We start from the raw sequence: 12,690 nt of genomic DNA, 5'->3' as shown, positions 1-12,690 counted from the left end.
AGCGAGAGCTGAGAAGGGGGAGTGTGTGGGATGGGACGCGCGGTGCGCAACGCCCTCGTCGCCGGATGCGTGCTGCTCTGGCTGGTCCCGCTGTACCTGCTGGTCGTCAACGCCCTGACACCGGCGGCCGAGTACGCGGGCAGGCCCGAATGGACCTTCCAGGGCTTCGCCCTGTGGGAGAACGCCGAGGCCGCCTGGGACGCGGCGGGCATCGGCGACAGCTTCCAGGCCTCGCTGCTGTACGCCGTGGTCTGCGGGCTTGCCGCGGTCCTGGTGGCGGCCATGGCGGCGTTCGCGGTCGTCGTGCTGCCGATCCCGCGGCCCGCGTTCTGGTTCTGGCTGATCTACTCGGGCACGCTCTTCCCGCTCCAGATGTTCCTCGCACCGCTCTTCGGCCTCTACGCGGACGCCGATCTGTACGACACCAGGCTCGGCCTCATGCTCGTCTATACGGCGTGGGCGGTGCCCTTCGCGTTCTTCCTGATCCGCAACCACATGACCACGATGCCGCCCGAGTTGACGGAGGCCGCGCTGATCGACGGCGCCTCCTTCCGGCGGATCTTCTGGCGCGTCCACGTCCCGCTGATGCGGGCGGGGCTCGGCGCGGCCTTCCTCTTCCAGTTCACGGCCGTCTGGAACGACCTCCTGCTCGGCATCACCCTCAGCCGCAGCCCCGACGTCCAGCCGGTCATGGCGGCCCTGACCGCCCTCAACACCGCCTACTCCACGACTGGGCCGCCCGTCATCCTGGCCGGCGCGCTGATCGTGTCCGCCCCGACCCTCCTCCTCTTCCTGGTGTTCCGCGGCCTGTTCCTGCGCGGCGTCACCGCCTCCGCCCGCTGACCCGACCCACCACCGCCTCCCGGGAGCGATCCGCATGACGACACGCGCTCTGGTCCGCACCTCCGACTGGGACAACGACCGGATACGCGACAGCCTGCGCGCCGGTGTGGTGAGCGCCGAGGGAACCTTGGCGGACGGGACGGCGTTGAAGCTCACCGAGGAGCCCCTCCTGCGCCACGCCGACGACGGCTCCCTCCTCCAGTCCCTGCGCGTCGAGCCCGCCAACGCCGCGGCGATACCGGGGGAGTTGAGCGTTCGTACGGAATCCGACGCCGCCCTGCCCGTCGAGCGCGTCGCTGGACCGGGCCGCTCCGTGCGGCTCCTGCTGCCCGCCGTGGAAGCGGCGACCCGTGTCACCGTCGGCCTCCCCGACGAGCGGGACGGCATCGACGTACGACTGACCCCGCAGCGCCACTGGACCCTGCACCTCGTCCACCACTCCCACCTCGACATCGGCTACACCGACCCGCAAGGCCGCGTCCTGGCCGAACACCTGTCGTTCCTCGACTCCTGCCTTGAGCTGACCCGCGCCACCGACGACTGGCCCGAGGAATCCCGCTTCCGGTGGTGCGTCGAGTCGCTGTGGTCCTTCCGGCAGTGGGAGAAGGGCCGCCCCGCCGAACAGGTGGCGGAGTTCGTGCACAGGGTCCGCGAGGGCCGCATCGAGCTGACCGCGATGCCGTTCAACCTGCACACCGAGACCTGCTCCACGGACGAACTGCACGAACTCCTCCGCCTCGCCCACGACATACGCGACGCACACGGCGTCGACTTCACCTCCGCCATGCAGACCGACGTGCCCGGCGCCGTCGTCGGCCTCGTCGACGCGCTCGCCGCCGCGGGCGTCAAGTACCTCTCGGTCGCGCACAACTGGGCCGGACGGTCCGTGCCCCACCTCGTCGGCGGCGAGCAGCTGCCCCGCCTCTTCCGCTGGCGCGCCCCCAGCGGCAACAGCGTGCTCGTATGGGTGACCGACACCCCGCACGGCCTCGCCTACATGGAAGGCCCGCTGCTCGGCTTCGACACCGGCTACGGCGACGTCGACGACCTGCTGCCCGCCTACCTGACCTCCCTGGCCACCCACCCCTACCCCTACCGGGGCGGCATCTTCGGCTGGGCCATGGACCAGACCGAGGTCAAGCGCGAGCCCTACCCCTGGGACATCCTCCACCTGCGCGTCCAGGGCAAGTTCGGCGACAACGCGCCCCCGCGGCGCGTCATCGCCGACACCGTCCGCCGCTGGAACGACACCTGGGCCTTCCCGCGGCTGCGGCTCTCCAGCAACGAGGACTTCTTCACCGACGCCGAGGCCAGGCTCGGGGACGAGATCCGCACCTTCGACGGCGACTGGACCGACTGGTGGGTCGACGGGATCGGGTCGGGGGCCCAGCCGCTGTCCCTGGCGAGGACCGCACAGTCCGTGGTCGCCGACGCTCAGACCATCGGCACGTTCGCCGCCCTCCTCGACGCCACGGGGGCCGAGGACGACAGCGAGGACGCCGCCGGGGTCTATGAAGCGGTGTCGCTCTTCGACGAGCACACCTGGGGCGCCGGCGACCCCTGGACCCACGGCGACGAGGGCGGCCACAGCGGCGCACACCAGTGGCACTGGAAGTACGGCCAGGCCCTGCGCGCCCACGACGACGGCAACGCGCTCCTCGCCCGTGCGAGCGCCCGCCTCGGGCAGCGGCTCGCCGCCGCACCGGACGCGGCGGCGACGTACCACGTGGTCAACACCTGCTCCTGGCCGCGCACCGACGTCGTACGAGTGTTCCTGCCCGAGAGCACCGTGCCGCTGGAGCACCCGGTGGCCGTGCGCGACGCCCGGAACGGACGCCGCCTCGACCACGAGGAGCGGCCGCAGACCAACGACGACCACCGCGACGCCGGACGCTTCCTGCTCGTCCGCGTCGACGACGTGCCGCCCGCGGGATCGGTGCGCCTGGACATCACCGCCACGCCCGGGCACACCGGCGACGGCGCGGAGAGCACGGCGCTGAAGGCCGCCACCGGCTGGAACCCGACCGGCGGCACCGAGCGCGAGGACCCGGCCGAGACCGCCGCCGAAGCCCTCGCGCACCCTGAACCGACCCTCCTGGAGAACGAGCATCTCACCGTCCGCGTCGACCTCGCGCACGCCTGCGTCGCCTCCATCGTCGACAAGGCGACAGGCCGCGAACTCGTCCGCCAGGACGCCCTCGTGGGCTTCAACGGCTACCTCCACGACAGCTACACCACGGTCGGTGGCTTCAACCACAACTCCAGCCGTACGACCGCCTCGGACCGCCTCGAACACCTCGGCGTCCGCGCGGTCGCCCCGCCCGCCGCGCTGATCGCCCGCCGCTCCACGGCCACCGGCGAGTCGCTCACGTACGAGACACGCCCCGCGGGCGCCAACCGGCTGCGCACCATCCTCACCCTGCCGCGCGGCGTGCCCCGCCTGGACATCGAGAACCGTCTGGACAAGGACGCACGCCTCGGCAAGGAGAGCGCCTACTTCGCGTTCCCGTTCGCCTTCGACGACCCGGTCGTCCGCATGGAGGCCTCCGGCGGCGCCACCGGCAGCGGCCTGCCCGTGGTGCCGGGATCCGCCCTGCACATGCGGGCGGTCCGGCGCTGGGTGACGCTGCGCGAGAAGGGGACGGCGGTGGCCTGGTCCACGCAGGACGCGCCGCTCGTGCAGTTCGGCAACATCGCCCTGCCGTACGCGCCGTTCCCCAGGACCATGGACCACGACGAACCCGCGACCCTCTTCTCCTGGATCCACAACAACCTGTGGGACACCAACTTCCCCAGCGAGCAGGCCTTCGAGTTCACCTACCGCTACAGCGTGGCCTGCGGCCCCACCACCGACGGCCTCGGTCCCCACACGGCCGCCGCCTGGAGCCGCCCCCTGCGCGCCGTCCGAGCCAGGGGGGTCTCGGACGGCGCGCCCGACCACCACGCCTTCGCCACCGTCGGCGACCCGCGCGTCCGACTCGTCGGCGCCACCACGCCCCGGCCGGGGCACGTCCTGCTGCGGCTCCAGTCGTTCGCCGAGGAGCCGCTGGCCTGCCCGGTCCGCGCCCGCTTCCCGGCAGCCGCCGCGCACCGGGCCGACTATCTCGGCACGGCGGGTGACCGACTGCCGCTGCGCGATGGCCAGGTGAGCGTCGAGCTGACCGCCCTCGGGACGGCCGCGGTGCTTTTCGTACGCCCCTGAAGGCCCCCGCGAGTGCTCCCGCGGACCGCAGTTCTTGTACGCCCGCACGAAGGAGAACGTGTGTACCGGCTCGACCCGCGCTACGCCCCGGCACCGGGGGCCGTCCTCGCCACCGGCTGGCGGGCCGTCGCCGCGCGCCTGCCCCAAGGCCCCGCCACCGTCGCCGTGGAAGGCCCGCCCACCGTCGACTGGGAGCGCCTCGCCGCCCGCCTGACCGAGGAGCTGGCCGCGCTCGGCACCACCATGCGGGCCCTGGACCTGCGCGCCCACCACGCCCCGCCCGCGGCCGTGCGCCACCGCACCGACACCACCGACGACCCCTACTACTGCCGGCTCGCGCAGAATCCCCTGCGCGACCTCTTCGACGACCTCCCCCGACCGCCGCGCCCCTCGACCGGGGAGCTGCTGCTCGTGCACGGACCCGGCGCCTCGCTCCTCCCGCACGACCTGCTCTGGTACGCCGACCTGCCCAAGCGCCACGCCGAGGCGGCCATGAACATGGGCATCGGCCGCAACCTCGGACTGCCGTACGACAAGGGCGACTTGAGGCGCCTCTTCTACATCGACTGGCCCATGCTCGACCGCCACCGCGACGCCCTCGCACCCCGCGTCGACGGCTGGCTCGACACACAGGACCACGACAACCCCACCTACATCGACGGCGACGGACTGCGCGCCACCCTCGCCGACCTCAGCCGACGCCCCGTACGCACCCGCCCGTACTTCAACTCCACGCCCTGGGGCGGGCATTGGGCCCAGGATGTACTCGGCTTCAACCCCGGAGCCCGCAACACCGCCCTCGGCTACGAACTCATCGCCCCCGAATCGGGCGTCCTCATCGGCACCCACCCGCGCCAACAGGCCGAGATCCCCTTCCAACTGCTCTGCGTCCTGCACCCGGACGCCCTGCTCGGCCCCGAGGTCAGCGCGGGCTTCGGCACCTCCTTCCCGATCCGCTTCGACTACCTCGACACGCTGGGCGGCGGCAACCTCTCGGTGCACTGCCACCCCAAGGAGCCGTACATGCGGGAACGGTTCGGCTGGCCCTACACCCAGCACGAGACGTACTACCTGACCCTCGGCGGCCCGGACACCCGCGTCTTCCTCGGCCTGCGCGACGACGCCGACCCGGACCGCTTCCGCAAGGAGATCGAGGAGGCCGCGCACGACGGGGTGCCGATGGACCCCGAGGACCACGTCATGACCTTCCCCGCCGAACAGGGCCGCCTCTTCATGATCCCGGCAGGCACCCCGCACGCCAGTGGCGCCGGAAACCTCGTCCTGGAGATCAGCGCCACCCCCTACCTCTACTCCCTGCGCTTCTACGACTGGCTGCGCCCCGACGCCGACGGCGAACCCCGCCCGCTCCCTTACGAACACGGCCTCGCCAACCTGGAGACCGAGCGGCGCGGCGACACCGTCATACGCGACCTCGTCCAGGAGCCGCGCACGCTGCGGCGCGGCGAGGGCTGGCGCGAGGAACTCCTCGGCGCCCTCGACGAGATGTTCTACGAGGTGCGGCGCCATGTCCTGGACGGCGGGGCGGACGCGGAGGTCGACGACGACACGGCGGGCCGCTTCCACGTCCTCAACGTGGTGGAGGGCGAGGGCGTCATGCTGCACACGGCCGCGGGGGAGCGGCACACCCTCTCCTACGCCGAGACGCTGACGGTGCCCGCCGCGGTCGGCCCCTACCGCCTCGCGGCGATCGGCACCCGCACGGTCAAGGTCGTCAAGGCCCTGGTGCGTCCGGCCCCGTCCCGCGGCGACTCATGAGGCCCGTCCTGGAGATCGGCGGCACCCATGTGACCGCGGCCCTCGCGGACCCGGACACCGCGACCGTCACCCGACGCGCGCGACGGCCGCTCGACGCCCGGGGCACCGCCGAACAGATCCTCGGCGCGGTGGTGCGCTGCGCGGGCGCCCTGGAGACACCCGCCGGACAGGTGTGGGGCGTGGCGGTCCCCGGCCCCTTCGACTACGACAAGGGCATCGCCCGCTACGAGGCCGTGGGCAAGTTCGACGACCTGTACGGCATCGACGTGCGGTCGGTGCTCCTGGACGGGGTGTGGCCGCGCCCCGCCGACACGGTCTTCCTGAACGACGCCCACGCCTTCCTGCTCGGCGAGTGGCGCGCGGGCGCCGCGCGCGGCCACCGCCGCTGCGTCGGCATCACCCTGGGTTCGGGGGTCGGCTCGGCCTTCGGCGTCGACGGCGAGGTGCGGCGCGAAGGCCCGGGCGTGCCGCCGCAAGGCCGCGTCGACCTCCTCAAGGCGGGCGGCAGACCGCTGGAGGACTCCGTGTCGCGACGAGCGATCCTGGCGCGCTACGGCGGCGATGACCCGACGGCACCCCTGGACGTCCGCCTCGACGTACGCGAGGTAGCCGCGCGGGCGAGGGCGGGGGAGCGGCGGGCACGCCAGGTCCTCGACGAGGCCTTCACGACCCTGGGCGCCGTCCTCGCCCCGCACCTGCGCGACTTCGACGCGACGGCCCTCGTCGTCGGCGGCGCCATGGCATCCTCGTGGGACCTGATCCGGCCGGCCCTGCGCGCGGGCCTCGGCGGCACCGCGGTGGCGCTGCGCCGCGCGGCACTCGGCGAGGACGCGGCACTGATCGGGACGGCGGCGCACGTGGCGGCCGTGACCTGAGGCGGAACGACATGGAACAGAGCAGACGGGGCGGCCAGCCCACCCTGCGGGACGTCGCCGAACGCGCGGGAGTCAGCGCCATGACGGCGTCCCGCGTGCTGCGCGACGACCCACAGGTGCTGCCCGCCACCCGAGAGCGGGTGCGGGCGGCGGCCGCCGCGCTCGGCTACCGCCCCAACGAGGTGGCCCGCAGCCTCAGGCTGGGCCGCGGCACCGGCCTCGTCGGACTCGTCGTCACCAACCTCGCCAACCCCTTCTACTCACGCCTCGCCCTCGGCGTCGACTCCGTCCTCGTCCAGGACGGCCTCAAGACGGTCATCGGCAACACCGGCCAGGACCCGCACGCCGAGAGGGAGTTGGTGGCCGATCTCGTGGCCCGCCGTGTCGACGGCATCATCGCCGTGCCCGCCGGCGCCGACCAGCGCCATCTCGCCGCGGCGGCGGCCGAAGGGGTGCCGGTGGTCCTCGCCAGCCGCCCGCCCGAGGGCTTCGCGGCCGACTGCGTCCTGGTCGACGACTTCGGCGGCGCCCACGCGGCCACGGCCCGCCTCCTGGAACGCGGACACCGCCGGATCGGCTTCCTCGGCTCACCGCCCGCCGTGCACACCGGCACCGAACGCCTGCGCGGCTACGCGGCCGCCCTGGCCGACGCGGGCCTCACCGCCGACACCCGCCTCATCCGCCAGGGCCAGACGGAACCCCGTGAGGCCACGCGCGCCGCCACGGAACTCCTCGCCCTGCCCGAGGCGCCCACCGCGCTGTTCTGCTCCAACAACCGCAACACGATAGGGGTGTTCCGGGCGATCCGCGCCCACCGCGCCGCTGGTGAGGCGGAGGTGGCCCTTGCGGGCTTCGACGACTTCGAACTGGCCGACGCGCTGGGCCTGCCGCTCACGCTCGTCGCGTACGACAGCGACGAACTGGGCCGCGCGGCGGGCCGCCTGCTCGCGTCCCGGGTGCGAGCGGGAGGTTCCCCGACGCCGCCCCGCCACCTCGTGCTCCCCACCAGCTTGGTGGAGTACGGGGGTTGAGGTTACGGCGGTCGAGCCCGTCGGCGAGGGGCGGAACCAGCCGTGGCAGCCGTACGTTGAGTGAGGCGGGGCATGCCGCGCGTGGCCGGTGAGCAGGTGGCCCCCGGTCGCCGCGCCCGGCGGTCGGTGGCGCGGATGAAGGGGACGGGGATGACGGGGGGACACGTGTCGCGGCAGCAGCGTTCCGCGCGCCTCGCCTCCTGTGCGTCGGCCCTCCTCGTCACCGTCCTCGCCCTCTTCGCCCCATCCGCCGCGTACGCGTACGGCACCCCGGCCGACGGCCCTCTCACCCACCACACCGTGGCGGCACAGGCCGGGAAGGAGAGCGGGCCAAAGGACACCCCCGCCCTCCGCGTCGGCGTCGCGCACCGCCTGGACGCCCACCTTCCGGGCCCGCAGCCAGCGGGCCCCCCGCGCACGGCCGTCGACACGGCGCCGCACCGCGCCACAGGCGGGCCCGACCCGCGGCCCGCCGCCCCGCGCGCACAGCCCCACGAGGCGGCCGAGTCCGCCGCCCCCCGAGGCCCGCCCCACCGATGAGCACGCAGACCGCCCCCGACGCCTGACCCGGCGCCCACCGCGCCGCACGGTCACGCGTCCCTCCGTCCTGCCCTCATCCGTGGAGAACCCCATGCCCCGTGCGCCCAAATCCGGTGCGCCCGCGCCAGGTACGCCCAAGTCCCGTACAACCGGCCCCCGTACCACCCAGCCCCGGACAGTTCACCCACGTACGTCCAGGTCCCGCGCCCCCTTGTGGCGCGCCCTCGTCGCCCTGTGCGTCGTCGCGCTCTCCCTCTACATCGCCCTCACGCAGACCGCCCGCCTCGGCCTCGACCTGCGAGGCGGCACCCAGATCGTCCTGGAGACCAAGGACTCGCCCACCGTCAAGGCCGACGCCGCCTCGACCGACCGCGCCCTGGAAGTACTCAGGCAGCGCGTCGACGCGCTCGGCGTCTCCGAGCCAGGCCTCGCCCGCTCCGGGGAGAAGCGGATCATCGTCGAACTGCCCGGCGTACAAGATCCCCGCAAGGCCGCTGAAGTCATCGGCCGTACCGCCCAGCTGACGGTCCACCCGGTGACGGGGGAGTCCCCCGAGCCGGGCCGGGCGAAGCCCGCCGCCGACGGGTCGCGCACCCTGCCCGACCCCGACCGGCCCGGCAACCACCTCGTCCTCGGCCCCACCGCGCTCTCCGGCGCGGGCGTCAAGGACGCCGAGGCCCACCTCGACCAGCAGGCACTCTCGGGCTGGATCGTCTCGCTCGACTTCCGCGACAAGGCGGGCGACGCCTGGGCGCACGTCACCGGCAAGGCGGCCTGCGCACCCCAGGGCGCCCCCGAACGGCGCGTCGCCATCACCCTCGACGACAAGATCATCTCGGCGCCGGGTGTCAACGAGGGCGTGCGGTGCGACGTCGGCATCACGGGCGGCTCCACCCAGATCACCGGCGGCTTCAGCCAGTCCGAGGCCCGCGACCTCGCCGCGCTCGTCAAGGGCGGCGCCCTCCCCGTCCCCGTCGACGTCGTCGAACAGCGGACCGTCGGCCCGACCCTCGGCGCCGACGCCATCGCCGCCAGCACCCAGGCCGCCCTCATCGGCATCACCCTGACCGCACTGTTCATCACCGCCGTCTACCGGCTGCTCGGCGCACTCGCCGCGCTCGCCCTCGCGCTCTACGGACTGATCTCCTACGCCGCCCTGGTCGCGCTCGGGGCGACCCTGACCCTGCCCGGCCTCGCCGGCTTCGTCCTGGCCATCGGCATGGCCGTCGACGCCAACGTCCTCGTCTTCGAACGGGCCAGGGAGGAGTACCTCGGCGTCCGCTCCACAGATTTGGCGAAGCCCGTCCGCACGGGCTTCGCCAAGGCGTGGAGCGCGGTCGTCGACTCGAACGTGACGACGCTGCTCGCCGCCGGACTGCTCTTCTTCTTCGCCACCGGCCCGGTCAAGGGCTTCGGCGTCACCTTGAGCGTCGGCGTCCTCGCGTCCATGGTCACCGCGCTGGTCATCACCCGGGTACTCGCCGACTTCGCCGTCGCCCGGCGCTTCGTGCGCGAGCGGCCCGCCCTGACCGGCATCACGTCCACGGGCCGCGTGCGCACCTGGCTGACCCGCCGCGACCCCGACCTGGTGCGCCACCGGCGCCGCTGGCTCGGCGCCAGCGCCCTCCTGGTCGCCGTGGCCGTCGCGGGGATCGTGCTGCGCGGCCTGGAGTTCGGCGTCGAGTTCACCGGCGGCAGGCTCGTCGAGTACAGCACCAGCAGGCCCGTCGACGCCGACACGGCCCGTGCCGCCGTGTCGGACGCAGGGTTCCCGCGCGCCGTGGTGCAGGAATCGGGGGACGGCGACATCACCGTACGCACGGAACGCCTCACCGACGACGAACAGCAGCGCGTCAAGAGCGCCCTGGAGAAGCCGGGCGGCGCCGTCACCGTCGAGCGGGACGAACTGATCGGCCCGAGCCTCGGCAGCGAACTGCGCCAGAAGGCGCTCATCGCCCTCGGTATCGCGGTGGCCGCCCAGCTCCTCTACCTGAGCGTGCGGTTCCGGTGGACGCTCGCCGCGGCGGCGGTGTCCGCGATGGTCCACGACGTGCTGCTGGTGGTGGGCCTCTTCGCCTGGCTCGGCAAGCCCGTCGACAGCGTCTTCCTCGCCGCCCTGCTCACCGTGATCGGCTACTCGGTCAACGACACGGTGGTCGTCTTCGACCGCGTACGCGAGGGGAGGCGCCGCGACCCGCGCGGCGAGCTGGCGGCCAACGCCAACCGGGCCGTCGTGCAGACGCTGCCGCGCACGGTGAACACGGGGATGGGCGCGCTGTTCATCCTGACGGCACTCGCCGTGCTCGGCGGCGACTCGCTAGCCGACTTCTCCCTGGCGCTGATCGCCGGGGTGGTGGTCGGCATGGCCTCGACGGTCTTCACGGCCGTCCCGATCGCCGTCGCCCTCGAACGGCGACACCCGAGCGGTCCGCCGTCCGGCCGTCCCGGCCGCGCGGCCGAAGTGCCGGACGGGTACAGCCCGTTGGAGGCGCGGAGGAGGAAGGAGCGAGGGACGGGGGCGGTCGTCTGAGCCGGGGGCGGACAGCCGCCTGAGAAAGAAGGGGGCGCAGGCCTGGCACTTCGGCCGGGCCTGCGCCCAGGGCCTTTCAGGCGGCCGGGGCCTGGGGCGCGCGCCGGCGTCCACGGCGGCTCAGGCTCGGGCCGCCCACCGCGTCTCTCAGGCCGCCCGGGCCTGGGCGGCACGTCGGCGCCTACGGCCGCCAAGGCCCGGGCCGCCCACACCCTCCGGCGCTCATCGGGCCCGCCCACCCGCGTCCTTGCGAGCCCCTACCCCTCCACCCCGTCAAGCGCCGGACCGATCACCGCGAAGGCCTCGTCGAGCAGCGCTGACGGATCCTCGGCGCCGTCGCTGTCGCTCCAGCGCTGGAGTACGGCGTCGAAGGCGGTCAGCGCCATCCCGGCGGCAAGGCGCGGATACAACTCCCTCGCGGGATCGAGCCCCAGACGTCCCGCCAGCTCCTGCGTCAGGTCGCCGCGCCACTGCGCCTGTCGCTCCAGGAAGCGCGCGAGCAGGGCGGGGGTGCGCAGGATCAGCTGCACCACGCGCAGTGCCCGGTCGGAGTGGGCGGCACAGGTGGCCAGGGGGACCCGGACAGCGTGCAGGAGCGCCACCGAAGGCCGCTCGTCGGCGGGCCGCTCCGCGAGGTCCGCGCGCATACCCGTGCCCATGTCGGCCAGGAACTGGACGACCACGTCCTCCTTGGACGCGAAGTACCGGAAGAACGTGCGCCGGGAGACCCCGGCCGTCGTCACGATCTCGTCGATGGTGACCGCGTCGAACCCCTTCAGCGCCAGCAACTGCAGTGCCGATTCGGTCAGTTCGTCCGAGACGAGCCGTCGTTTGCGCTCGGCCATGCTCACTTCAGGGCGGTAGCTCACCCGCTCATCGTACACGCCATGCCTCGCACGGCACTCAGTAGCGTATTGACACTCAGTGCCACTGGGGGCAACATGTGCCGCATGACGCAGCAGCGCTGGACCATCGACCGAATTCCGGACCAGAGCGACCGGGTGTTCCTCGTCACCGGGGCCAACAGCGGCCTCGGCCTCGCGACCACCCGCGCGCTCGCACGACGCGGCGCGCACGTGATCCTCGCGGTGCGCGACGAGGACAAGGGCCGCCGGGCGGTCGCGGAGATCACCGCCGAACAGCCGGACGCGAAGCTGGAGGTGCGCCACCTCGACCTGGCCGATCTCGACTCGGTCCACGCCTTCGCCGAGGGGATGCGCGCCGACCACTCGCGGCTGGACGTGCTCATCAACAACGCCGGGGTGATGGCGCCGCCCCGCTCGCTGAGCGCGCAGGGTTACGAGCTCCAGTTCGCCGCCAACCACCTCGGCCACTTCGCGCTGACCGGGCAGCTGCTCGACCTGCTCGGGGCGGGCCGCGAGCCCCGCGTGGTGACGGTCAGCTCGGTCAACCACCGGCAGGGCCGCCTCTTCTTCGACGACCTCCACGGCGAGCGCCGCTACAAGCCCATGGCCTACTACAACCAGTCGAAGCTCGCCAACGCCGTCTTCGGCCACGCGCTGCACCTGCGCCTCACCGAGGCCGGCAGCCCCGTCCGCAGCGTCCTCGCCCACCCCGGCTACACGGCCACCAATCTGCAGCTGAACGGCCCGATCGCCCTGTGGAGCGTGGTGTTCGGCCGCATCTGCAACCCGCTGTTCGCGCAGCGGCCCGCCGACGGCGCCCTCTCACAGCTGTACGCGGCGACCGATCCGAGCGTGCGGGGCGGCGAGTTCATCGGCCCCGGCGGTCCCGCCGAACTGCGCGGCGCGCCCCAGCGAGTGGCGCTGGCACCCGGCGCGAGCGACGCGGAGACGGGCCGTCGGCTGTGGGAGGTGTCGGAACAGCTGACCGACGTCCGGTACGTCTTCCGCACGTCGGTCTGAACCCGCG

Annotated in this window: 9 protein-coding genes; 8 read left to right on the top strand and 1 reads right to left on the bottom strand. The window is 73.3% G+C overall.

Annotated features, from left to right (window positions below):
- Positions 1-30: 30 nt before the first annotated feature.
- The 7 genes from DMA15_RS01095 to secD all read left to right on the top strand — a co-directional run bounded on the left by DMA15_RS01095 (position 31) and on the right by secD (position 10,797).
- Complete coding sequence (locus DMA15_RS01095; RefSeq protein ID WP_125510780.1) at positions 31-843, top strand: carbohydrate ABC transporter permease; 813 nt, start codon at positions 31-33, stop codon at positions 841-843.
- A gap of 34 nt (positions 844-877) precedes the next feature.
- Positions 878-4,045, top strand: a complete 3,168-nt coding sequence (locus DMA15_RS01090; protein WP_125510779.1) for an alpha-mannosidase — start codon at positions 878-880, stop codon at positions 4,043-4,045.
- A 60-nt stretch (positions 4,046-4,105) separates the two neighbouring features.
- Positions 4,106-5,821 carry a class I mannose-6-phosphate isomerase gene (locus DMA15_RS01085; RefSeq protein ID WP_125510778.1) on the top strand — a complete coding sequence of 572 codons (1,716 nt, stop codon included), beginning with the start codon at positions 4,106-4,108 and terminating at the stop codon, positions 5,819-5,821.
- Entirely contained in the window at positions 5,818-6,696 is an 879-nt protein-coding gene (locus DMA15_RS01080) for an ROK family protein (RefSeq protein ID WP_125510777.1), read from the top strand. The genes DMA15_RS01085 and DMA15_RS01080 overlap by 4 nt, the downstream gene beginning before the upstream one ends.
- Positions 6,697-6,707: 11 nt before the next feature.
- Complete coding sequence (locus tag DMA15_RS01075; RefSeq protein ID WP_125510776.1) at positions 6,708-7,727, top strand: LacI family DNA-binding transcriptional regulator; 1,020 nt, start codon at positions 6,708-6,710, stop codon at positions 7,725-7,727.
- A 150-nt stretch (positions 7,728-7,877) separates the two neighbouring features.
- A complete protein-coding gene (locus DMA15_RS01070; protein ID WP_125510775.1) occupies positions 7,878-8,267 on the top strand; it encodes a hypothetical protein in 390 nt (129 codons plus the stop codon).
- Between the two features lie 91 nt (positions 8,268-8,358).
- Positions 8,359-10,797: a protein translocase subunit SecD gene (gene secD, locus DMA15_RS01065; RefSeq protein WP_125510774.1), complete on the top strand. Its 2,439-nt coding sequence runs from the start codon at positions 8,359-8,361 to the stop codon at positions 10,795-10,797.
- A 257-nt stretch (positions 10,798-11,054) separates the two neighbouring features.
- Here the strand turns inward: secD and DMA15_RS01060 are convergent, their stop codons facing one another.
- Positions 11,055-11,642, bottom strand: coding sequence for a TetR family transcriptional regulator (locus tag DMA15_RS01060; RefSeq protein WP_125517163.1), 588 nt, complete (start codon positions 11,640-11,642; stop codon positions 11,055-11,057).
- Positions 11,643-11,747: 105 nt separating this feature from the next.
- Between DMA15_RS01060 and DMA15_RS01055 the strand changes: the two genes are divergently transcribed.
- Positions 11,748-12,683, top strand: a complete 936-nt coding sequence (locus DMA15_RS01055) for an oxidoreductase (RefSeq protein ID WP_125510773.1) — start codon at positions 11,748-11,750, stop codon at positions 12,681-12,683.
- Positions 12,684-12,690 lie beyond the last annotated feature (7 nt).

This window comes from Streptomyces sp. WAC 01529 (assembly GCF_003945545.1).
GTDB lineage: Bacteria > Actinomycetota > Actinomycetes > Streptomycetales > Streptomycetaceae > Streptomyces > Streptomyces anatolicus.
The sequence above is the reverse complement of the archived record's forward strand: the minus strand, read 5'-3'. Positions and strand labels throughout refer to the sequence as shown.